Origin of the sequence: Streptomyces sp. NPDC052721 (genome assembly GCF_040678315.1) — a bacterium.
Lineage (GTDB): Bacteria > Actinomycetota > Actinomycetes > Streptomycetales > Streptomycetaceae > Streptomyces.
Genome location: NZ_JBFATL010000031.1, coordinates 81,146 through 104,116, shown reverse-complemented (window position 1 = coordinate 104,116; position 22,971 = coordinate 81,146). Strand labels below are relative to the sequence as shown.

Here is a 22,971-nt window from a genome sequence, read left to right as displayed (position 1 = left end):
CGAGGGCCGGGGCCCGGCACGCCGAGAGCACGCACCTGACGCCGCGCGGCCCGCCCTCCGGGCGGACGACGGGAGTTTGACGACAGGACCTAGGCGAGGAGGTAGGCGTCGATGACGGTCACCTTGTAGCTGTTGCCCTCGGTATCCGTCAGCGTGCCCCTGAGCGAGACCGACCTGGCGGACGAAGGATGGTGCAGGGTGATGCTGCTCTTGCCGTACGCGGTGAGGACGGGCGCCTCCTGCCAGGTGTCACCACCGTCGTAGGACGCCTCGACCTTGAGGGACTTGACTCCCTTGTTGGCCGCGTTGCCGCGGACGATGAGCGGAAGCGTCAGCTCATCGCCCGCCTTGGCGGTGCTGCCCAGACTCAGCTTCGGGGCGAAGGACAGGGTGGACAACGGAAGATTCGCCACCTCGCCTCCTGCCCACGCCGACGTGAACGTCCAGGCGGCCTGGATACGGGTACTGACCGCGGCGATATCCGTCTTGCGCGACACATCGGTGCTCACGGTGTACGCAGCCGACTTCTCCGGCAGGCCCGACAAAGCGGTGCAACCCAGGGGGTCCGTTGCCGCGTCGACCTTCACGCCGTCCACCGTTACCGTGATCGTGGCCTTGGTGGTCACCGAGTATCCGGGACGGCCCGCGCTGTCGGCGAACGTGGGAACGCACAGCATCGCCTGGTCCTTGTAGCGAATCGCGTCCCCGGGATGCACGCCCGGGCTGAAGACGCCGACGTTGAGGGTGAGGTCGTACCTCTTGCCCGCCTTGTATGTCCGGCCTTCGTTGGGGTCGAAGAGCACCTCGTACTCACCGGTGAACGGAACGCCGGCGGGAGCTTGGCCCGCCCCGAAGGACCACTGGTACCCGGGCGGTGTGGTGACGTACTGCTTCGAGGCGGCCGAAAGGGGCAGCAAGGGCCCCTCACCCGAAAGGACGCCGGTGCCGTTGTTCCACCACATGGGAAGGACCGCGCCCACTTTGTTTTTCGCCGAGGTGCCCATGCCCACGTCAATCTGGGCGAGTTCACTGCGCGCTGCGCGGTGCGTGAAACCGTCGAACATGCTGCCGTCATGGGTGTAGAGCAGGTTGTAGAAGGCCGTGCCCGCGGTCATCGCCGTGCTGATCTGAGCCTGGAACGCCTTGTCGTCGGGAACCTCCTCACCCACCGAAGCGGTCGAGAAGCCTTTCAGTGAATCCATCACGAGCCGGCTGACGAAGGCTGTTCCGTCCCCGTGGGCGAGGGTCCATCCCACCGTCCCGTGGACCGTGTCCGCAGCCTCCGGAGCGCTGATGTCGAGCGGGTTTGCCTCGCGTGCGTCGAAGACGACCTTCGTGTCCCCGGTGACGCTCAGCTTGCGCTGTGTCAGTTCGGACATGTCGGACTCACCCGCGCTCGTCGGGGTGAGGATCGGGGCGTCCACCAGGTAGTCACCCTTGGGGACGCGGAACGTGATCTTCCCGCTGTCGCTCCACTCCCCCCACGACGCGCCGGTGCCGAGGTTGATGAGCATGGGGGCCGACGCCTGGGCCGGAGCGCCGTTCTTGTCCAGCAGATCCATCGTGAGGTCGTAGGACTCCGCCTCGCGGGTGATCCCGAAGGCGGTCCGTACGGTCTGCGCTCCCTGGCCGGCCGTGGCCACCAGGGCGCCGGAGAAGTCGCCGTACTGGTCGCTGACGCGGGTGTCCGCGGTCAGCGCGACCTGTGCCGTGGCGCCGGGCTCCACGGTGACCTGCTGGACGTCGGTGGTGAACAGTGCGCTCGGTGCGGGCTTGCCGTCGGGCCCGACGGACTGCACTTTCAGGTCGAGGGTGACGCGTTCGGTCCCCTCGTTGCGATAGGTGACGTGCTTCGTCACCGGTGCCGCACCGGACTTCGACCAGCGCTGGATCCCGAAGCTGACCGAGGTTTGCTCGGTGACGACGGTCTGCTTGATCGCCTTCGCCACATCGGTACGACCCGTGCCCTGCTGATAGGCCGTCAGTCCGGGATGGGGCACGGCCGAGGCTGTGAGGGCCTGCTTGATCTGCTCGCCGGTCCAGTCCGGATGCTCCTGCGCGAGGATGGCCGCCGCACCCGCGACATGCGGTGCCGCCATCGACGTACCGCTCATGGCGACATAGCCGTCCCCTGCCGGGGTTCCGAGGTGTCCCTCGGCGGCCTTGGCCGCGACGATGTTCACGCCTGGCGCGGTGATGTCGGGCTTCAGCGAGCCGTCGGCCGTCGGACCCACGCTGGAGAAGGGGGCGATGTCGTCCTCACGGTCCACCGCCCCGACCGTGAGTGCGGCTGCCGCACTGCCGGGCGAGCCGATGGACCCCGGGGCCGGGCCGTTATTGCCCGCCGAGACGACGAACAGGATTCCGCTGCTCTTGGAGAGCGAGTCGACCGCTTCTTCCACCGGGTCGATCTCCGCCGAGTCGCCCCCGCCCAGGCTCATGTTCGCCACTCTGGCGCCCTCGTCGGACGCCCACTGCATAGCGGCGATGACGGACGAGTCGGAGGTCATCCCGGCGTCGTCGAACACCTTGGCGTCCAGGATCTTCGCCTTGGGCGCGACGCCCTTGTACTTGCCCGCGGACTTGGCCCCGCTGCCCGCGATCGTCGAAGCCACGTGGGTGCCGTGCCCGACGCGGTCCAGGGGGCTGCCGGAGCCGGAAAAGTCCTTCTCCGCGACTTCGACGCCCGCCAGATCCGGATGGGTCTGGTCCACCCCGGTGTCGATGACCGCGACCTTCACGCCGTCGCCCTGGTAGCCAGCGGCCCAGGCGGTGGGCGCCCCGATCTGCGGAACGCTTCTGTCCAGATCCATCTGGCGCCGACCGTCCAGCCACACACGGCTGACCCCGGGCGCCGCGGTCCGGGCCTCGGACCTTCCCGAGTCGGCGGTCAACGCCCGCCACACGGCCGAAGCCCTGTCCTTCGGAGCCGACACCGCCTGCCCGTTCAGCGTGGGCAGGCTTCGCTCCACCTCCGCGCCCGCCGCCGCCACCTTCGCCTTGGTCTCAGCCTGCGCTCGTGCCTTCGCGGCACCCTTCGGGTAGGCGAGGATCAGCGGAAGCCCGTCGCGGTGGGCGTCGTCGTACCTCGCCTCGACGAGGCCGGTCACATCGAACAGGCGCCGGTCCACCGTGTCGTTCGCGATGAGCCGCATGGCGTCGGTGGGGATCACGTACGTCCTGTCCCGATCCTGCCGTACCGACATCCTTATGTGCTCGCGCCCCTCGGCGGGCCGGACCCCGGTCACCCTGCCCTCGGCGTCCAGATCGACCCGGTCACCGGTGATCAGCGTCACCGTGGTCGCCCGCGGGCCGGAGCCCCGGCCGAAGCCCGTGCTCACGCCTTGGCCACCGCCCGGCGGAGCTGCGGAGGCTCCGCCGGTTGATCCCGAGGTGAGTGCCATGGCGATGGCGATTGCACTCACCAGGTATCCGCTGGGTCTGCGCATAAAAGCTGTCCCCATCTCTTGTTGGAGGGAACACGAAGACTGGTTCGGCGATGTGTTGATCTTTTGAGTGAGGGATCACGATGGCATAACGCGACTGGGTGGCCTCCCCCGGCGGGGCGCGACCCGTGCGAGCCCCTTGCGGCCGCCATACCGCCACGTCCGCGCGTCCTGCGTTGCCCCTCAGCTGTCCCTCGGGCCGAGCGGGCTAGGGGTGTTTCGAGCGTCCCGCACAGCACCCACGGCGCCCGGCAGGCACTCTCGCCGCACCGGCCGAAACCCCGAGTACGTCCGGTGCGAGGGCCTTCGTCCGGCACGCCGGGGGCACGCACCGGAGACCGCGGGCACCGCACAGGACTCTCGAAATACCCCCTAGTGATTCGGAGCGCAGGTGTGCGGAGTCGGCGGCACAGGGTGGAACCTGACAGCGCCTGCGGACAGGAAGGATGCGCGGGGACGGGACATCGGCCGCCCCCGCGAACCCCCGGACCGGAAGGCTCCTCGTTGACCACGTTGACAAGACAGAGAAGAAGGCACGCAAAACATGCAGCGGCTGCTGTGCCGCTGACGGTTGCGCTCGCGGCCGGACTGCTGTCCGGCGGCACGGCGGACGCCGCCCAGGCCACACAGCCCGCCAACGGACCCGTGACGACGGTCACACTGGTCACCGGCGACCGGGTCACCCTGGACTACGCCGGCAAGGTGACCGGCCTGGTGGCGGCCAGGGGCCGCGAGGGCGTTGGCTTCCGTGTCGAGCAGGGCAGGGGTCACGTGTATGTCGTTCCGCGTGACGCGGAGACGCTGATCGCGAAGGGCCAGGTCGACCGGCGGCTGTTCGACGTCGAGCGCCTGGTGAGCCAGCACTACGACGACGCCCACCGGGCCGACCTGCCGCTGATCGTCACCTACGCCAGGGGCACGTCGGTCGCGGCCGACACGTTCACAGGTCTGGGCGCGACCGTCCGCCGGGACCTGCCGAGCGTCAACGGCGATGCCCTGAAGGCCCGTAAAACGCAGGCCGGCGACCTGTGGAACAGGCTCACTGACGACATCGCATCCGACAAGCTCGGAAAGATCTGGCTGGACGGCAAGGTCAGAGCCAGTCTGGACAGAAGCGTCGCGCAGATCGGCGCGCCCACTGCCTGGGCCGCCGGATACGACGGCGCCGGCGTCAAAGTGGCGGTCCTGGACACCGGCGTCGACGCCACCCATCCGGACCTGAAGGCCCGTATCGATGAGGAGAGAAACTTTTCGGACACCGCCGACATGGTGGATCGCGTCGGCCACGGTACGCACGTCGCCTCCATCATCGCGGGCTCCGGGGCCGGGTCGGGCGGGAAGTACGAGGGCGTCGCGCCCGGCGCGCGGCTGCTGGTCGGCAAGGTGCTGGGGGACTCCGGCTCGGGCGATGAATCCGGCATCATCGCCGGCATGCAGTGGGCTGTCCAACAGGGCGCCAAGGTAGTCAACATGAGCCTGGGCGGCGAGGACACACCAGACACCGACCCCATCGAGCAGGCCGTGAACGACCTCTCGGCAAGCTCACACACCCTGTTCGTCATAGCCGCCGGAAACGACGGCCCCGGCCAGGGAACCATCGGCTCACCCGGTACCGCCGCCTCCGCCCTCACCGTCGGCGCAGTCGACCGCGACGACAGCACTGCCGAATTCTCCAGCCGCGGCCCGACCGCCGAAGGCACCCTCAAGCCCGACATCACCGCACCAGGCGTCGGCATCGTCGCCGCCAAGGCCGCCGAGGGATACCTGGGTGATCCCGCGGCCACCGGCTACGTGTCGATGAGCGGTACGTCCATGGCCACCCCGCACGTTGCGGGCTCCGCCGCGATCCTCGCCCAGCAGCACCCGAGTTGGACCGGCGAGCAGATCAAGGCCGCCCTCACCGCCTCCGCCAAGGCCTTCCCCGGAACCACCGCTTACACCCAGGGAACCGGCCGCATCGACGTCGCCAGGGCGATCACCCAGCGGGTCACCAGCAGTCCTGCCTCGCTGGACTTCGGCACCCAGCACTACCCACACACCGACGACACACCCGTCGTCAGGGACGTCACCTACCACAACGCGGGCACCGAGCCGGTCACCCTCGATCTGGCGACCGAGGCCTACGGCAGTGGCGGGAAGCCCGCCGCCGAGGGCATGTTCACCGTAACGCCCCGGCAGCTCACCGTCCCCGCCGGTGGCGACGCCTCCGCCACGGTCACCGCCGACACCCGCTCCGGCACCGCCGACGGAACCTTCGGCGGCTCGCTGACCGCCACCGCCGACGGTGTCACCACTGTGCGCACCGCCATCGGCGTCCACCGCGAAATCGAGTCATACAACCTGACCATCCGGCACGTCGGCCTGGACGGCAGAGCCGAAGGGAATGGGACGACGGGCGTCAACGGCTTGGACAACTTCGTCTCGCGGGTAGTGGGGGATTGCGATGGCGAGGTCACCTTCCGGCTGCCGAAGGGCACCTACGCCCTGGACGGCCGGGTACCCATCGGCGACGCGACCAGCGGTGGCTGGGCCCTGCTGCTGCGCCCCAAGTTCGCTCTGACCAAGGACACCACCCTGGTCATGGACGCCCGCGAGGCCAAGCCGGTCGCGATCACCGTCCCCGGCAAGGCGGCGAAGCCTGTCGAAGCCATCCTGCACACCGCGGTCGGTACCGGCGACAGACGCGTCATCAGCAGCTACAGACTCGACACATTCCGCAATCTGCGCGTAGCGCAGCTCGGTTCCAAGGTTCCAGCCGCGGAGTCGTTCGGCATGTACCAGGGCGTCTGGACGCAGAACGCGGTGAGCTACCGCCTGGCCTGGGACCGTTCCGGCGATCTGTCCGGCTTCACACGGAACGTCAAACTCTCGCAGCTCACCAAGGTCAGGCTCGTCGTCGGCGCGCCTGGCAGGGACAAGGTGATGAGCTACACGGCCGCGCCGATGACGCCCTGGGGCTTCAGCTCTCGTTTCGAGACCGGCGCCACACTTCCGTCCTCCACCATCGAATACGTGCTCCCCAATGGCCTGAAGTGGATCTACCAGGTCAGCCAGTACAAGGTCAGCGGCTCTGGCGAAGAGACGTGGGAGGGCACGCAGACGAACCTGCCCAGGGCCTACGCGGCGGGCAAGAACTACATCGAACGGTTCAACGTCGGAGTCTTCGGCCCGGCCCTCCCCTCCGGCAACTTCCCGGCGAGCACGTACCAGCCGGGCGCCCTGCGTCGCGGCGACACGTTCACCGCGTATGTGCCGCTGTTCACCGATGGCGTCGCGGGCCACCTAGGCAGGACCCCGTTCATCACGGCGAAGAGCGCCCTCTACGCCGACGGCGAGCAGATCTTCACCGCCGACCAGCCGCTGTCCGGCGGCTCCTACACTCTCCCCGCCGGCAAACGCACCTACACGCTGTCCGTCGACGTGTCCCGCAGCGCGGCCCAGTCCGCGGTCAGTACCCGGGTCACCGCAAGCTGGAGCTTCACCTCGGCCCACGTCTCCGGTGACACCGCCCGGAAGCTGCCGCTGACCGTGGTCCGCTTCTCCCCGAGGCTCTCGACAGCCAGTACCACCAAGGCCGGCACCACTCTCACCGTGCCCTTCGCCATCCAGGGCGCGGCCACCAAGGTCAGCACCCTGCGCAATCTCGCCTTCGCCGTCTCGTACGACGACGGCAGAACCTGGCAGAAGACCAAGGTGGACGGCGGGCTGCTCAAGCTGCGCAGCCCCGCCAAGGCCGGTACCGTCTCGCTCCGCGCAACCCTCACAGACGCTGACGGCAACTCTCTGAAGCAGACCATCTATCGCGCCTACCGCACCACCGGGTAGCGCACAGAGTACGGCTGCGGCCCGGAGACCGCGGGTCGCAGCCATCTCGCCTTCCTGGCTGCTGCCCCCGCGTACACACATATGGTCGGCCGCGTCGGGCTAGGGTCCTGCGCCGGTAGTCCGTCGTTGGATCTCGCGATCCCGCGAGCGTAGCCGTCGCCGCAGGTGGTCGTAGTCGTACCCCTTGTCGCCATGGAGCTTGGCGGGCCGCCGTCGGCGTGGTCCACGCCGGGAGCGGATCGGCGGGACACCTAGCACCAGGACCTCCAGGGAACTGGGTCGCATGGGTCGACCTGGTCCTCCTGCTGGTGGCGACCCTCGTGGCGGCGCTCCTTGTCCTGTTCGGTCAGGAGAACGCCGACAGCACCCGCCCGGCACCCCTGTCGGCGGTACGCAACCGGCCGGTTCCGGCGCCGCGCCGACGCCCGGCCCGGGTCGCTGCCCTGCGCCGGCAGGCGGAGCGGGCCGCGTCCCGCCGCCGCTGACCGGGGCGGTCGAACAGGCGGATCTTTTGCCGGCGTCTCTTGATCGAGGCGCTGACGGTGGTACGGCATCGGTGTCGGACCAGACGACGTGGCTGGAGAAACACAGTGTCGTGACGGACGAGATCGCCCCCTGATCTGCTCCGCAGGCTCCCCAGAAGAAACGGCGTCTTGAAGCCCCCGCAGAAGGAAGGGATTCCGCAGGACGTCACAACAGCCAGTCCCAAGCAGCCCATACGGCGGGAAAGGGCGGCTCGCGGTGCGGCGCCGCTATGCCTCACCGCTTGCACCTGCACCACCGCGCCCGAGCGTTCCTGGCTTGAAGCTCGCCGCTCCCGTGCGGCCGAGGTGCCGGCCCAGCGCGGCAGCAAGACGCTCACCGCCGTCCTTTCCGCCCACGAGCGCTGTGCACCGGTGTGATCGCCGAAGACTTTTCTGTGCCGCTGTCGAAATCGCGGCTGTCCGTTCGAAGACAGGGTGTCAGGGCTGCCCCGCCCGCTCACAGCTACACAGGAGGACCGCCATGCGCAGGATCATCGCCTCGACCTACACAACGCTCGACGGCTACATCGACAACCCGCACGAGTGGTCGCTGCAGTACAACGACGAGCGAGCCCAGAAGCACGCCTTCGAACTCACTCTCGGTGCCGACACGCTGCTACTGGGCCGCATCACCTACGAGGGCATGGCGCAGGCGTGGCCGACCATGGGCGGCAACCCCTACGCCGACCACGTGAACTCGATCGCCAAGTACGTCGTCGCCTCCCAGCCGGTCGACACCGACGCATGGGGACCAACCACGGTGATCCCTGGAGGCGACCTCGTCGAGACCGCCAGCCGACTCAAGCGGCAGGACGGCGCCAACATCCTCATCTGGGGAAACGGCCGCCTCACCGACGATCTCGCCGCGGCTGGCCTGCTCGACGAGTACCGCATCTGGCTCTACCCGGTGATCAAAGGCCAGGGCCGGCCGCTGTTCCGACCGGAGAGCACCGCCCCGGTCGCTCTGGCCGAGACGGTGACTTTCGAATCGGGTGTCGTGGTGCTCACCTATCGCCCGACCACCGCCTGACCGGTGCCACCGAGCCGGTGAGCAGCCGAACAACCACCCGGAGGACCAGATGGATCACGACGTGACGGCTTACATCGAGATGGCGAAGCCCTGGCAGACGCGGGTGTGCACAGGGCTGCGAGAGATGGTGCACCGCACCCTCCCTGAAGCCGAGGAGGCGCTGCAGTACGGAAAGCCTCACTTCCTGCGCGACGGCCGTCCGTCGGCAGTGATCCACATCGCGAGGGATAAGGTCTCGTTCATGGTGCTCCACGCGGCGGGCATCGAGGCCGTGCCGGGGCTGCTTCGGTCACTCGGCAACGGTGACCGCAAGGCCATCGACATCCGTGAGGGCGACGAGGTCGACCACGACTTCCTCGCCGACATCCTGCGCCGGACGACCGGCGCGCGCTGACCGACAAGCGAAGGGAACCACCAACGTGCGCGTCATGGTAATGACAAAAGGGACCGGCGACGACGAGAGCAAAGGCCAGCCGTCCCAGGAGATGTTCGAGCAGATGCAGACGTACAACGAACAGCTGGTCAAAGCAGGCATCCTGCTCGCCGGAGAAGGCCTGAAGCCCAGCAGCGCCGGAGCCCAGGTGATTTTCACGGCGGGTGAGACCTCCGTCGTCGACGGGCCGTTCACCGAGTCCAAGGAGATCATCGCCGGCTACTGGATCTGGGAGGTCGGCTCGCTCGCGGAGGCCGTGGAATGGGCCAGGCGCTGCCCGTTCGATCCGCGCTACGGGGCGACGCAAACGCTTGAGATCCGCCCGTTCTTCGACATGGCCGACTTCGCCGAAGTCGTCGACTCCCAGACGCTCGCGAAGAGCCGGGAGCTCCAGCAGCGCGGTGGCGAAGCCTGACCATGGACATCCGCCAGTCGGTCGAGGCGCTGTGGCGGATGGAATCGCCACAGATCATCGCTACGCTCGCTCGGCAGATCGGGGACGTTGCCGTAGCGGAGGACCTCGCCTCCGAAGCGTTCGTGGCCGCCCTTGAGCAGTGGCCTAGCGCCGGCATCCCGCCGCGGCCGGGCGCGTGGCTCATGTCCACCGCCCGGCACAAGGCGATCGACCGTGCGCGGCGCGAGGAATCCGGTCGGCACAAGGCAGCGCTGATCGCGGCCGACCTGGACGACCAGGCACCCGACGTTGCGGACCAGGCCCTCGACCCGGTCCCCGACGACCTGCTCACGCTCATCTTCATCGCCTGCCACCCGGTGCTCCCACTCGAGTCCCGGGTGGCCCTGACTCTGCGCCTGATCGCCGGGCTCAGCACCGACGAAATCGCCCACGCCTTCCTGGCCCCCTCCACCACACTCGGCCAACGCATCTCTCGAGCCAAGCGCACGCTGTCGGAAGCCCGCGTTCCCTTCGCATCGCCCTCAGCTGATGAACTGCCGGCACGAGTAAGCGCGGTACTCGAAGTCGTCTATCTCATCTTCAACGAGGGCTACACGGCCACGTCTGGCGCCACGTGGATACGGCGAGACCTGGCGCGGGAAGCCATGCGACTCGGACGGATCCTGGCCGGACTGCTACCGGGCGAACCGGAGATTTTCGGGTTGGTCGCCCTCATGGAACTGCAAGCCTCGCGATTCGCCACCCGCGTCGATGCCAACGGCGCCCCGGTGCTGCTCGAACACCAGGAACGGAAACGCTGGGACCGCACCCTCATCACGCATGGTCTCGCCATGCTCGACCGAGCGACGGGACTTGGCCGTCCGCTCGGGCCCTACACACTCCAGGCGGCCATCGCCGCATACCACGCCCGGGCCAACACCTTCGCCGACACCGACTGGGCCGCCATCATCGCCCTCTACGACGCCCTCGCCCAACTCGCCCCATCCCCCGTGGTCGAGCTCAACCGCGCGGTGGCACTGCTCTACGCCGACGGCCCGGACGCGGCCCTGGCAGCGACCGACTCCCTCCGGGACGACCGGCGGCTGGCACGCTATCACCTGCTCGGCGCAGTCCGCGGTGACATCCTTCTCCGCCTGGGCCGAAACGCCGAAGCGGCTGAGGAACTCGAGCGTGCCGCCGAACTCGCACCGACCCGACACGAGCGCCTGCTCCTTCTCCAGCGCATGAGCCAGGCACTCGACGACCGTCCGCCGACAAACTGACCACCGGTGACTGACCGACCCCAAGGACCACCCCTTCCGCTAGCACTTGCCGCCCTCGCTGACGGGGCGCTCGGCGCGCTACCGCCAGTGCCTTGCCGCTGCCCCCCGGTCGCGTCGGGCTGGTCATCCACGCCAATGATCAGCGGCAGCCGTGCCTGTGCCTCAGCCAGTACACCCAGCAAGGTCACGGTCTACGGCTGGACTACTCGTGCGGGGGAAGCCCGCGGACCGCCTGTGGAACATCACCCCATGTCACGCAGGCGGGATTGGCCGTTCCGTGATTCAGATGGCTGCGAACCGGTCCAGCAGTCCGGCTGCCGCTGTCACGTCGTCCGTGAGTGGCCGGTCGGCTGTGTCCGGGTTGAGAACCGTCTCGGCGAGCGCGAACGCCTGTCCCGCCGGCAGCCCGGGGTCGGGTCTCAGGTCGCGCTGGCGCAGCGCACGGACGGCGGCGACGAGTTCGCAGGCGATCACCAGACGGTAAGCGTCGCACGAGCGCAGGGCCTGTCGCGCGGCCAGCGAGGCGAAGCTCGCCTGCTCCTCGACGCCCCGGGAGAGTACGGCGTGGCCGAGTGATGCGGGCGCGGAGAACGCCCGCAGATCGCCCAGGGCTGCCCCGGCCGCGTACTCGAGGATCATCACGCCGGAGGAGGCCGGCTCGTGATCGGCGAGGAAGGGGCGCAGCCGGGTGTAGGTGGGCTCGTTGAGCGTGGACAGGCGGGAGGTGGACAGGCGGGCCACCTGGGTGAGCGCAAGCCTGAAGTGGTCCAGCGCGAGGGCGAGTTGGGTTTGGTAGAAGCCGCCGTGGTGGTAGGCGGTGAAGTCCTCGGCAGCGATGAGCGGGTTCTCGGCGGCTGCGTTGATCTCCACCGTCAGGACCTGCTCCAGGGCGTCGGCCGCGTCGTGCGCGGGGCCGTGGATCTGGGGCAGGCAGCGGAAGCCGTAGGGGTCCTGGATGCGGCCGAGCGGCGGGGCCGGCCGGTCGGCGGCGCCTATGAGCGCCCGCATCCGCCGGGCCACCTCGACGCTGCCGCGGTGCGGCCGGGCAGCGTGCACGGGCATGGAGTAGGCCTCGTGGGAGCCGTCGACGGCGAGTAGGGAGAGCGCCGCGACGACCTGTGTGGCGCCGACGAGCCCGCGCAGTTCGTGCAGGGCGAGCGCGGACTGGCCGAGGGAGAGGGCGTTGCTGCTGATCAGGGCGAGGGCATCGTTGTTGTCGAGGGGCTGGGGTTCGGGGGCGTCGGCACCGCGCCAGGGATGTTCTCCGGCGAGCGCGAGCCCGACCTGGGCCAGGGCGGCTATGTCGCCGGTGCCGACGGAGCCGAATTCGTTGACGACCGGGTGGGCGCCGGTCTCCAGGGCCTTGCACAGCGCCGTGATCACGCTGGGCCGCAGGCCGGCGCCGCCAGCCAGCAGCTGGTTGGCGCGGACGGCGAGCATCGCGCGCACCTGGCGGGCCGGCAGCTTCTCGCCGATGGCGCCGGCGTGGCTGCGCAGCAGGCGCAGGCCATGGCCGGCGGCTGCATCGGCGGGCACGTCCTCATTCCGGTTAGCACCCACTCCGGTGGAGCGGCCGTAGACCCGCCCCGTGGCCGCGATCTGCCGGGCTGCCTTCCAGGTGTGTTCCGCGCGCCGCATCGCGTGGGCCTCGGGGACGGGGCGCGCGGCACAGTCGGCGAGGCGTACGACGTCCTCCACGCCGAGCCCGTTGCCGTCAAGGACGACCGTCGCGGCCCGCGGGAACGGCGCACACTCCGAGGCGTCCACGATGCGAGACGACATCACACTCAAACTCCCCTCAAGCCGGGCATCTGGTCTTGCTGTTCGGTCAGTTGGTGCAGCGGATTGGCGTCGACCCGTTGACAAGCTATTCACACAGGGAGAACTCTGCATGATGTTATACAGCCGGGCAAGGGACATCTCATGATCCAGTTCGATGCGGTCCACAAGCGTTTCCCGAACGGCACCACGGCGGTCCACGACCTCAGCCTCGAGATGCCGGAAGGCGGCATCACCGTCCTGGTCGGCTCCTCCGGTTGCGGAAAGACGACCACTCTGCGGATGATCAACCGGATGGTCGAACCGACCTCGGGCACCATCCGCGTGGGCGGCCGGGACGTCACCCGGCGAGACGCGGCCGAACTACGCCGCTCCATCGGCTATGTCATCCAACAGGCCGGCCTCTTCCCGCACCGCACGGTGCTCGACAACATCGCCACCGTCCCGCTGCTGCTCGGCTGGAACCGAAGGAAGGCCCGGGCCCGAGCTGCCGAACTCCTGGAGACCGTCGGCCTGGCCGCCGAGGCCGGCAAGCGCTACCCCCACCAGCTCTCCGGTGGTCAGCAGCAGCGCGTCGGCGTCGCCCGCGCCCTCGCCGCCGACCCGCCGGTGCTGCTCATGGACGAGCCGTTCGGCGCGGTCGACCCGGTCGTGCGCACCCAGCTCCAGGACGAACTGCTGCGGCTCCAGCAAGAGTTGAGCAAGACCATCGTGTTCGTCACGCACGACATCGACGAGGCCGTACGGCTTGGCGATCGGATCGCGGTGTTCCGCACTGGCGGCCACCTTGTCCAGTGTGCGCCACCAGCCGAGCTCCTGGCCCGCCCGGCCGACGACTTCGTGGCGGACTTTCTCGGCGCCGAACGCGGACTGAAGCTGCTGTCGTTGAAGACCCTCGCCGAGGTCCCCCAGGGTCCGGCTCCGCGAGGCGGTACCTGGACCCTCGTCCTCGACACGCAGAACAAGCCCCTGCACTGGGCCGCGCAGGACGCCGAGATCCCGGTGCGGCCGCTGAAGGACAGCGACTCCCTCCTCGCAGCCCTCAACGAGTCGGTCGCTTCTCCCACTGGCCTGATCGTCCGCGTGGACGCCGACGGTGTCCTCACCGGCGTCTCCACCCGCGACGACATTCACGAGCACGCCGGCCGGGCCCACACCGAAGTGAGGGTCGCTGCCTGATGCTGAAGTCGAGCCACACGGCGGAATTGGGGCTGTGCCAGGCGGGGCTCGCGGCTCCGCAGCATGGCGCAGACGCCGGACAAGGTGACTCTCGCCCCGTCCAACGGTCTCGGGTGCAATCCCTCCTGCGCGTCCTCGCCCCACCGAGCGTTGATCCGCAGAGCCTGGCCGACGGCCCGGAAGAAGCAGGGGGACAGGGGGATCAGGCCCCCGCGCCATGGACGGCAGCCAGCATGAGACCCATCACTGCTCCGCTCGCGCGACCCCATTGTCGCCACCGAGCGGGCCGCGCGAAGGAAAGTAGGGCCGCATGACGATCGACTGGTCGTGGATATCCACCCACACCGACGACCTCACCACCCTCACCCTCTCCCACTTGCAGGCCGCGCTGACGGCCGTCGCCCTCGGCCTGCTGGTCTCGCTTCCGCTGGCCGTGGTCGCCCACCGGACACCCCGGCTGCGGGGCCTCCTGCTCGGCGCTTCCAACGTGCTGTTCACCATCCCGTCGATCGCGATCTTCGTTCTGCTCCTGCCGGTCAGCGGTCTGACCCGCACCACCACCGTGATCGGCCTGACGATCTACACCCTGGTCGTCCTGCTGCGGAACACGGTGGAGGGCCTGGACTCGGTCCCGGTGAAGGTGAAGGAGGCGGCGAAGGCGATGGGCACGCGCCCCCTGCGCACTCTCCTCACCGTCGAGTTCCCGCTCGCGCTGCCCGTGATCATGGCCGGGGTCCGCATCGCCACCGTCATGTCGATCTCCCTGGTGTCCGTCGCGACCTACATCGGCGACGGCGGCCTCGGCCAGCTCTTCACCGACGGCTTCCAGCGCAATTTCCCGACCCCGGTGATCACCGGAGTGGTCCTCACGCTGTTCCTCGCCGTCGTCGCGGACGCCCTGCTGGTCGCCGTCCAGTACGTCCTCACTCCCTGGGCCAGGAGGCGGGCCTGATGTACGAACTGTTCAAGAACCTCGGGACGTGGCTGGTCAGCGGTTCCCAGTGGACCGGCCCCGACGGCATCGCCCACCGCCTCACCGAACACCTCCAGTACTCCCTGCTGGCCACGCTGATCGCTGCCGCCATCGGCCTCCCGATCGGCTTGCTGATCGGCCACACCGGAAAGGGCGCGTTCCTCGCGATCAACCTCGCCTCCTTCGGCCGTGCCCTGCCGACCGTCGGCCTGGTCGTCCTGGTCTTCCTCGCCGGCGGCCTGTCGATGCTGCCGGTCTACGTCGCCCTGGTCGCCCTCGCGGTCCCGGCGATCGTCACCAACACCTACGCCGGGATGAACGCCGTCGACCCGGACGTGCGCGATGCCGCGCGCGGACAGGGCATGCGCGGCCACCAGGTCCTCTTCCAGGTCGAGCTGCCGCTCGCGCTTCCGCTGATCATGACGGGCCTGCGGCTGGCCCTGATCCAGGTCGTGGCCACGGCGACCATCGCCGCTTATGTCTCCTTCGGCGGGCTGGGCCGCTACGTCTTCGACGGCCTCGCCCAGCGTGACCTGGTCCAGGTGCTCGGCGGCGCGGTGCTGGTCGCCGTGGTCGCCGTGGCATTGGACGTGGTTCTCGCCGCCCTCCAGCGCTTCCTCTTCCGTCACCGCACCGCGTAGGGAAAACGACCAATGAACCGACGTACTGTCCTCGGCGGCCTGTTCACGGTCGCCTCCATCCCCGCCCTCTCCGCCTGCGGGAGCGGCATCACCTCACTCAACGGCCAGGGCTCCGCCGCCGGAGGTGGCGGCTCCAGCAAGGGCGGAGTCACCATCGGCACGGCCAACTTCACCGAGAACCAGGTGCTCGGCTACCTCTACGCGGCCGCTCTGAGGGGCGTCGGTGTGAAGGCGACCGTCCGCCCCAACCTCGGCACCCGCGAGATCGTCATCCCCGCGCTCAGGGGCGGCGACATCGACCTGCTGCCCGAGTACCAGGGTGCCCTCCTGAACTACCTCGACCCGAAGTCCACCGCTACCGAGTCGGGCGCCATGCAAAACGCTCTCACCCAAGCCCTCCCCTCCGGGCTCCAGGTGCTGCCCTACGGCATGGCGGAGGACTCGGACGCCTTCGTCGTCACCCGGGAAACGGCCAAGAAGTACGGGCTCACTTCCCTCGCCGACCTGCGCAACCACAACGGCAAGCTGGTCATCGGCGCCGCGCCCGAGGTGAAGAAGCGTCAGGTCGGCGCGGTCGGCCTGAAGGAGGTGTACGGCGTGGAGTTCAAGGAGTTCAAGTCGCTGGACTCGGACGGTCCGCTGGTCAAGGGCGCCCTGAAGAAGGGGGACGTGGACGTGGCGAACCTGTTCACCACCGACACCGACATCAAGGCCAACGACTGGGTGGTCCTCACCGACCCCAAGCAACTGGTCCCCAGCCAGCACATCGTCCCGCTCATCGCCGACCGCAAGGCCGACGACACCGTCCGCAAGGCCCTCGCCCGACTCGGCAACCTCCTGACCACGGCCCAGCTCACCGAGCTGAACCGGCAGGTGGACAAGGACAAGAAGGACCCCGAGGATGTGGCGGACGCCTACGCCAGGCAGCACGGGCTGCTGAAGTAGAAGCCGGACGGGCGTCCGCCGTGGCGGCCCCGCCGCAGGCGGTGGCCGATCTGGTCCGACAGCTGCGGGATGACTGCGCGGATCTGCCGGCGGCGCAGGTGGAAAGGTTCGCCGGGCTGGGAGCGGACAAGCAGTTTGTTCGAGTGGGCTGGGCAGCCTGCCGTACCGGGCGGCGCCTCAAAGCACAGTGATCCGCATGGTCGTGGCACCGATCGAGTCATTGAGAAGGCGACACGTCCTGGGAAACGGCAGACTCGACGCGACGTCGCGCGCCTCGTGGCCGACACCGACGGTCGAGCCCTTGCCGCGTCCCTGCGAGGAGGCCCACCGAGCGCGACGAGCCCGGGATCGGCCCGCCTCCGGCCCAGACTCGCGTGGTCGATTGCAGACTGCCGGCGGCATCCCAGACCGGTCAGCGAGGAGAACAGGCGAATGATCCACGGCAGTCACCGCGCCAAGGGCGCGCCGGCCCTGGGTGCGCTGCCCGGCCAGGAGGGACCGTTCGGCCACTGGCCCGAGCCGGGTGAGACGGACGACACCGATGCAGGGGATGGCCTCGGCGAGCCGGCGGCGGCCGTGGTGCCGCCGCCCAGCAGGTATGGGGGAGACCTGGCGGGGCATCCGGGGTGAAGGGTCGGTGTGCCGCCCGTCGATGTCATGGGCCTTGAAGGGGTGAAAAGGTGAAGGGCTTCCGCAGCTTCATCCTGCGCGGCAATGTGGTCGACCTGGCGGTCGGCATCGTCATCGGAGCGGCGTTCACCGCCGTCGTCAACGGCTTCGTCAGCGCCTTTTTGACCCCGCTCGTGGGGCTGGCCACCGGTGCCACCGGCGACATGGCCCGCAAGACCTTCACAGTAGGCGCTACCAGGTTTCCCTACGGAACCTTCATCAACGCGGCGATCAGTTTCCTCCTCCTCGCCAGCGCCCTGTACTTCCTCGTCGTACTCCCGATCAACAAGCTGCACGAGCGCCTCGCTCCCCACCATGACGTCCAAGCCCCCAAGCGGGACTGCCCCGAGTGCCTCAGCCCCGTCCCCGCCCAGGCCCGACGCTGCGCCTCCTGCACCGTCCCCCTGCCCGCGGTACCCGCCCAGGCCGGGGAGACGACCCAGCGGGCCGGGTGACCGGCCCCCTGATCGATCGGTGACAACCGGACAACCTCCGTGCTCACCACTTGGCCGGGTTGCCCATGCGGCCAACTCGCAGCGATCGCTTTCTTCTTGTCTGACCACCGACGCGTGCCGTCAGCCCATGCCCCGGGTAGGTGACCGTGCGCCAACTCTGTCGCTTCCCGCTTGCGGGAGGGGCATCCTTCGGTCAGGTTTCCGTTCCTCCTGCGGCCGGATGCTTCCTGATCTCGCCCAGCATCGTTCCGAGGGCGGCCTTCGCGTCGTCGGGCTGGATGACGCCGCGCGCCGCGCACTCCACTGCCTTGATGGCCTCGCCATGCCGTCTTCCGGAAGAAGGCCCCGGCTCGACCGGTCTGCTGCTCAGTTGCCGCCGGGGCGACGGGGCTGAGCGTGCTTGCCGCTTCAACCCCCGCCCTTCGATCAGCTACCCGACCGGGTATGCCGCCGACGACATCAAGGCGGTGTCTAGTGCTGTGACCGGGAACGTTTGCCGGGTTGAGTAGGCTGAGCCGCTGCGATGAGGGGGCGGGGATGACACGGAGGCCGTCGGTCGACGAAGCCGTGGGGCTACTTGAAGGCGAGCTGAGGGCGGGGCAGCGTGCGCTCGCCGACCTTGGCACGGAAGACGTCTGGCAGGCTTTCCTCCGCTTCGGCCGACGGCTGTTCGACGTCTCGGAAGCGCCTGATGGTGACGGCCTTCTTTTCCAGTACGGAACCTACTCGTTCGACGGTTCTCCGACGTTCACGGTCGACCTGACACGGCAGTTCGAGGTCTCCGACGCCGATGGTGATCACGACCATTACGTGCAGGTCCACTGTGAGGTGGTTCTTCCACGGTGCTGGTGATGATCTCGAAGAATGGGCCGGGGAGCTGACCGAGATGTCAGCTTGGACGACTGTCAGAATGCTCACGCCGTCCGGGATCAGGGTGTTTCAGGAGCAGGTGTAATTGCTCAAGCAGCAGCCGTAACAGGCCGACCGCCCCATCGGACGTGTCTCTCACTTCGGATGCGGGCGCGTTCACGTCGCTGGTTCGCTAAGGGCTGTCCCGCACATGTGGTCTTGCCTCAGCTTGAGGTCGGCTCGGTAGGGTCAGGACCGCAGCCGACGGAAGAGGACCGTTCGATGGCGACGTACGACCAGCTGACCGAGTGGGCCGGTCCGGGTCATGTCACGCGAGTCGGACGGGACGTTGTAGCCGGCTGGCGGATCCCGGAGTTCATGAAGACGCAGCTTGTCGAGGTGGGCATCCCGGTGGCTCCGCGCCTCATCGAGCGGGTCGTGATGCAGAGCGAGGCCGATCCGATCCTGCGCACGTCCCGTGGTCCGCTCTACCGCCTCACGGAGGACACCGGCCCGGATACGCCGGCTGAGCGGTCATGGTTCGGTGTTGAGCCGGAGACCGGAGAGGTCTGCTTCGTCATGCCGGACGGGGAGGCATGGTTCGCAAACTCGGGTGTCGACGTGTGGCTCGACGTCCTTCACTGTTACGGCAGTCGCGTCACCGTTTCCGAGCTTCTCAGCGAGCCGGACGGCCCCGAGGAGTACCTCTCTGAAGAGGAGGAAGAGCGGGCTTTCGCCGAGCTGAACCGGCTGGCCGAGGAGCTGAAGGAGATCGACCCGGCGGCCTTCAACGGCTACGAGGGGTTTCTCTGGCCAGGGCTTTTGGACCGCTGGCTCTACTGACCTCTGGCCGGCAGAGTCACGGGCTGTATGTCTCCGGGCGTGCGGGGATGCCGGGCCCGCCTACAAGGCGCTGTTCGGCGAGGGCGACTTCCTCTACGGCTCCACCCCGACGCTCGCCGTCACCGACGCGCGCAAGCTGCTGAAGCTGGCCGAGGCGGGCCTGCCCGTCGTCCTGCTCGGCGCCTTCGACCAGGCACTGACTCCCGGTGTCCCCGACGCGGGGGAGACCGGCCGGCTGCGCGCGCTGATGGCCCGGCTGCTCGCCTTGCCGGGCGTGGTCCGCGTCACCGACAAGGCCGCCGTCGGCGACGCGCTCGCCGAGCCCGGCGTCACCCCCGACGTCCGCTACGCCACCTCCTCCACGCTCCTCAACGCCCATCGGGCCACCGACGACGCGGACTTCTCCTACCTGTGCAACGGAAAGCACGCCGAGACCGTCAAGCCCGCGGTGGCCGCGATCGACCACGACGTCACCCTGCGCGGCACCCGGGGCCGCGGGGCGACGGTGCCGTACCTCCTCGACGCCTGGACGGGCCGGGCGATGCGGCTCGCCCGCTACACCCAGGACGGCGACGACGTCACCCTGTGCGTCACGCTCCAGCCGGGGGGAGACGATGACCGTCGCGCTGGGACGGCCCGGACTGTTCGGTGACCGCCACGGCAACCGACCGCATGCCGTCGCCTCGGACGCCGACGACGTGCTGTTCACCGGCCGCGGACTGACGGTGCGGGCCGGCGCGGCGGGCACCCGCACCACCCGCCTGTCCGACGGCCGCACGGTCACCACGGTCCTGCCGTCCGTGTCCGGCCCGATCACCCCGGCGGTGTGGGAACCGGAGGTCGAGGACTGGTACCCAGGCTCCGGCGCGACCCGGACCGAACGCGTCCGGCGCACCCTGACCCTGGACGCGCTCGCGCCGTGGTCGAAGTCCCCGGACTGGCCGACTCCGCGGGCGTCGGCCGCTACCGCACCGAGGTCACCCTGCCGGACCACTGGACCGCGTCCCACGGGGCCGTCCTCGAACTCGGGCAGGTCTCCGACACCTTCCGTGTCACCGTCAGCGGCACCCGCCTGCCTGCGGTCGACCGCCCGCACGCCGTCGTCGACGTCGGCCCCTGCCTGCGCGCAGGCGACAACAGCATCGAGATCGAAGGGGCGCGACCCCGCTCATCAACCGGCTCCGGGTCGCCCAGCCGTCCGTGTCCGGCACGGCCACCGCGAGACCCAGGGCCTGATCGGTCCCGTCCGGCTCGTTCCGTACGCGCAGGCGGTGGTGGCCTGGCGCCAGGTGACGCACCGGCTCGGACCGGTACGCCCTGCCGCGCGCCCGTCGACGCAGGAGGAGCAAGGCCCCACCGAACAGCGAGGGTTCCGTACGCGTGAAGGTCCCGCACACGACGGCTGCCGTGTGCGGGACCGGTTTGCCCGCTGCGGGGATCAGCCGGTCGTCAGGGCGGTGTCGTCCACGACGAAGCTGGTCTGGAGGGAGGTGTCCTCCACACCGCTGAACTTCAGGGTGACCGTCTGGCCCGCGAAGGCGGACAGGTCGAAGGTCTTCAGCGAGTACCCGGTGGCGGCGTTGACGTTCGAGTACGTCGCCAGGGTGGTCGTGTTGGCGGACACCGTCAGCTTGTCGTACGCGGTGGTGCCGGTCTCGGCGGTGTCGGTGTGCAGGTAGAAGGAGAAGCTGGCGTGGCAGCCGGCCGGGATGGTCACCGACTGGGTCACGGTGTCGGTGTGGCTGGTGCCGTACCCGTCGAGCCAGGCCTTGTACGAGCCGCCGTGCGCGGCCTCACCGGTGTCGTTGGTGATGACGCCGGTGGAGGCGGTCCAGACGGTGTTGCCCGACTCGAAGCCCGCGTTGCCGAGGAGCTGCGCGGGGGTGCAGGTGCCGCCGCCACCGGTACCGGCGGTGAAGGCCGCGACGCCGTTGGGGGTGCCCCAGCCGGTCGGGCCGTCGTAGCCGGTGCGGGCGGTGCAGAAGTACGAGGTGGAGCAGGAGCCGTTGTTGCCCGTGGTGACGTCGTACAGGTTGGCGGTGTGGCTGTAGGGGTACTTCGCCGGGTAGTCGGTCGCGCCCGGGGTGCCCGCGAGGGCGTAGACGCCGGCGATGAGCGGGGCGGAGGCGCTGGTGCCGCCGTAGACCGCCCAGCCGGAGCCGCCGAAGGTGTCGTAGACCGCGACGCCGGTGGCCGGGTCGGCGACGGCGGAGACGTCGGCCTCCATGCGCTTGGCGCAGCCGGTGTCCGTCTGCCAGGTCGGCTTCGGGTCGTAGGCGGAGCAGCCGGAGCCGGTGCCCTCGGTGGCGCTGGTGTGCCAGACGGATTCGGTCCAGCCTCGGGAGTTGGCGGCGGTGGTGAGCGCGGTACCGCCGACGGCGGTCACGTACTGCGAGGTCGCCGGGTATTCGGCGCCGTAGGCGGAGTCACCGGCGGAGACGGTGATGGCGACGCCCGGGTGCTTGAAGTACTGGGTGTCCTCGGTGGTCTGGCCGGAGGACTCCGAGCCGCCCCAGCTGTTGGAGACGAACTTGGCGCCGAGCGCGACGGCCTCGTTCTCGGCGATGCCGAGGTCGGTGTCGTTGGCGGAGTTGGCCTCGACCAGGATGATGTTGCAGTTCGGACAGGCCGCGCTGACCATGTCGAGGTCGAGGGCCTCCTCACCGGCCCAGCCGGTGTCGTTGGCGGGCAGCGAGGTGGTCGAGCCGGTCTGGCTGACCTGCTTGAAGCAGCCGTTGGCCTTGGTGCAGGAGGACAGGCCGTAGGTGGAGCGGTAAGTGCCCAGGTCCGCTTCGGCGTTGGGGTCGTTGTAGGCGTCGACGATGGCGACCGTCATACCGGTGCCGCCGGTGGAGGGCAGGTTGTAGGCGCTGTGCAGGTTGGCCGGGGAGAGGCCGGCGGGGGTGGCGGCGGCGAGCGCGGTGGCCAGTCGCTGCTTGATGTCGGTACGGCGCTGGGCGAAGCAGGACGCGTGTCCCGGCTCGGCGGTGGCGCACAGGTGAGTCGTGGGGACCTTCTGACCGGCCTTGCCGGTGGAGTGGAAGGTCTGCCGTTCGGGGGCGGTCAGGGCCTTGGCGTTCTGGGCGGCCCGGGTGACGTGGGCCGTGGTGGCGGTGCCGGACTGGGCCCCGGCGGTCGGCGCCGCGGCGAGGCCGGTGACGCAGAGGGCGAGGGAGGGGAGGGCGACGGACAGGAGTCTTCGCAGACTCCGGCTGCGCCGGCTGGGGCGTGACTCACGCATGGGGTACTGCCTCCGTGGGGGAGTGGGGGTCGTGGTACGGACTGGGGGGCAGGCCCGTGACGCGCGTAGCGGCGGCGACCGCGCAGTCATGAGCATGACACTCATTGGCTGGGGAGAGCTGGTGATGATGACATGACAGTGTGCGCGAGGAACGTAGCTGTGGCGCGGGCGTGTTCGGCAGTACCGGAGCGAATTCTTTGCCCCTCCATAGGATGTGATTGGCCCCCTCATAGGAGGGGGCTGACGCGTCCTTGATCCATACGGGGCGACGACGCCGGCCGGTCTCGGCTGTCGTCGCGGGTCAGCGGTACGGCCTCGCGCACAGTCACCGGTGCGGACTTGCGTCGGAGCAGATACGAGCATATGCTCTTATCTGGGCGGGAGGGGTTGTCTGACGCTTCGAACGCGCAAGGGGAGTGCTGACAAGCGGCTGGATCTGTCGACAGGTGAGGCGCGCGACGC

18 protein-coding genes and 2 pseudogenes are annotated in these 22,971 nt (G+C 69.2%); 15 read left to right on the top strand and 5 right to left on the bottom strand.

Annotated features, from left to right (window positions below):
- Positions 1–89: 89 nt before the first annotated feature.
- Entirely contained in the window at positions 90–3,341 is a 3,252-nt protein-coding gene (locus tag AB0L21_RS26950) for a S8 family peptidase (RefSeq protein WP_365786926.1), read from the bottom strand.
- Between the two features lie 663 nt (positions 3,342–4,004).
- On the opposite strand from AB0L21_RS26950, the gene AB0L21_RS26945 reads away from it, so the two are divergent.
- Positions 4,005–7,271 carry a S8 family peptidase gene (locus AB0L21_RS26945; RefSeq protein WP_365786924.1) on the top strand — a complete coding sequence of 1,089 codons (3,267 nt, stop codon included), beginning with the start codon at positions 4,005–4,007 and terminating at the stop codon, positions 7,269–7,271.
- 141 nt (positions 7,272–7,412) lie between these two features.
- Here the strand turns inward: AB0L21_RS26945 and AB0L21_RS26940 are convergent.
- Positions 7,413–7,532: pseudogene (locus AB0L21_RS26940) on the bottom strand (IS5/IS1182 family transposase); the annotation flags it as partial.
- 47 nt (positions 7,533–7,579) lie between these two features.
- Between AB0L21_RS26940 and AB0L21_RS26935 the strand changes: the two are divergent.
- From AB0L21_RS26935 to AB0L21_RS26915, 5 genes are all read left to right on the top strand, one after another.
- On the top strand, positions 7,580–7,756 hold the full coding sequence (locus tag AB0L21_RS26935) for a hypothetical protein (RefSeq protein WP_365786922.1): 177 nt from the start codon (positions 7,580–7,582) through the stop codon (positions 7,754–7,756).
- Positions 7,757–8,276: 520 nt separating this feature from the next.
- Positions 8,277–8,825: a dihydrofolate reductase family protein gene (locus AB0L21_RS26930; protein WP_365786920.1), complete on the top strand. Its 549-nt coding sequence runs from the start codon at positions 8,277–8,279 to the stop codon at positions 8,823–8,825.
- 61 nt (positions 8,826–8,886) lie between these two features.
- Entirely contained in the window at positions 8,887–9,219 is a 333-nt protein-coding gene (locus tag AB0L21_RS26925) for a DUF1801 domain-containing protein (protein ID WP_365786918.1), read from the top strand.
- A gap of 34 nt (positions 9,220–9,253) precedes the next feature.
- Positions 9,254–9,673 (top strand): YciI family protein, encoded by a 420-nt coding sequence (locus AB0L21_RS26920; RefSeq protein WP_365705136.1) that lies wholly within the window; start codon positions 9,254–9,256, stop codon positions 9,671–9,673.
- 2 nt (positions 9,674–9,675) lie between these two features.
- The gene (locus AB0L21_RS26915; protein WP_365705086.1) at positions 9,676–10,935 is read left to right on the top strand and encodes an RNA polymerase sigma factor; all 1,260 of its coding nucleotides are present in this window, start codon (positions 9,676–9,678) and stop codon (positions 10,933–10,935) included.
- A 282-nt stretch (positions 10,936–11,217) separates the two neighbouring features.
- Here AB0L21_RS26915 and AB0L21_RS26910 read toward each other — a convergent pair whose 3' ends face one another.
- Entirely contained in the window at positions 11,218–12,717 is a 1,500-nt protein-coding gene (locus tag AB0L21_RS26910; RefSeq protein ID WP_365786916.1) for an aromatic amino acid ammonia-lyase, read from the bottom strand.
- A gap of 141 nt (positions 12,718–12,858) precedes the next feature.
- Here AB0L21_RS26910 and AB0L21_RS26905 point away from each other — a divergent pair, with 141 nt between their 5' ends.
- From AB0L21_RS26905 to AB0L21_RS26890, 4 genes are all read left to right on the top strand, one after another.
- Positions 12,859–13,893 (top strand): ABC transporter ATP-binding protein, encoded by a 1,035-nt coding sequence (locus AB0L21_RS26905; protein WP_365705082.1) that lies wholly within the window; start codon positions 12,859–12,861, stop codon positions 13,891–13,893.
- Positions 13,894–14,203: 310 nt separating this feature from the next.
- Positions 14,204–14,845, top strand: coding sequence for an ABC transporter permease (locus AB0L21_RS26900; protein WP_365705080.1), 642 nt, complete (start codon positions 14,204–14,206; stop codon positions 14,843–14,845).
- Positions 14,845–15,507: an ABC transporter permease gene (locus AB0L21_RS26895; protein WP_365705078.1), complete on the top strand. Its 663-nt coding sequence runs from the start codon at positions 14,845–14,847 to the stop codon at positions 15,505–15,507. Before AB0L21_RS26900 ends, AB0L21_RS26895 begins: the two co-directional genes overlap by 1 nt.
- Positions 15,508–15,519: 12 nt before the next feature.
- Positions 15,520–16,452: an ABC transporter substrate-binding protein gene (locus tag AB0L21_RS26890; protein ID WP_365786914.1), complete on the top strand. Its 933-nt coding sequence runs from the start codon at positions 15,520–15,522 to the stop codon at positions 16,450–16,452.
- Between the two features lie 8 nt (positions 16,453–16,460).
- Here the strand turns inward: AB0L21_RS26890 and AB0L21_RS26885 are convergent.
- Positions 16,461–16,553 (bottom strand): annotated as a pseudogene (locus AB0L21_RS26885) (IS5/IS1182 family transposase); the annotation flags it as partial.
- Positions 16,554–16,884: 331 nt separating this feature from the next.
- Here AB0L21_RS26885 and AB0L21_RS26880 point away from each other — a divergent pair.
- The 5 genes from AB0L21_RS26880 to AB0L21_RS26860 all read left to right on the top strand — a co-directional run bounded on the left by AB0L21_RS26880 (position 16,885) and on the right by AB0L21_RS26860 (position 19,920).
- Positions 16,885–17,082: a hypothetical protein gene (locus AB0L21_RS26880; RefSeq protein WP_365786912.1), complete on the top strand. Its 198-nt coding sequence runs from the start codon at positions 16,885–16,887 to the stop codon at positions 17,080–17,082.
- A 50-nt stretch (positions 17,083–17,132) separates the two neighbouring features.
- Positions 17,133–17,576: a large conductance mechanosensitive channel protein MscL gene (gene mscL / locus AB0L21_RS26875; protein ID WP_365705074.1), complete on the top strand. Its 444-nt coding sequence runs from the start codon at positions 17,133–17,135 to the stop codon at positions 17,574–17,576.
- A gap of 537 nt (positions 17,577–18,113) precedes the next feature.
- Complete coding sequence (locus AB0L21_RS26870; protein WP_365786911.1) at positions 18,114–18,428, top strand: hypothetical protein; 315 nt, start codon at positions 18,114–18,116, stop codon at positions 18,426–18,428.
- Positions 18,429–18,707: 279 nt separating this feature from the next.
- Entirely contained in the window at positions 18,708–19,268 is a 561-nt protein-coding gene (locus AB0L21_RS26865; RefSeq protein WP_365705070.1) for an SUKH-4 family immunity protein, read from the top strand.
- A gap of 247 nt (positions 19,269–19,515) precedes the next feature.
- Positions 19,516–19,920 (top strand): hypothetical protein, encoded by a 405-nt coding sequence (locus AB0L21_RS26860; protein ID WP_365786908.1) that lies wholly within the window; start codon positions 19,516–19,518, stop codon positions 19,918–19,920.
- Positions 19,921–20,706: 786 nt separating this feature from the next.
- Here the strand turns inward: AB0L21_RS26860 and AB0L21_RS26855 are convergent.
- Positions 20,707–22,509: a hypothetical protein gene (locus AB0L21_RS26855; protein WP_365786906.1), complete on the bottom strand. Its 1,803-nt coding sequence runs from the start codon at positions 22,507–22,509 to the stop codon at positions 20,707–20,709.
- Positions 22,510–22,971: the final 462 nt, after the last annotated feature.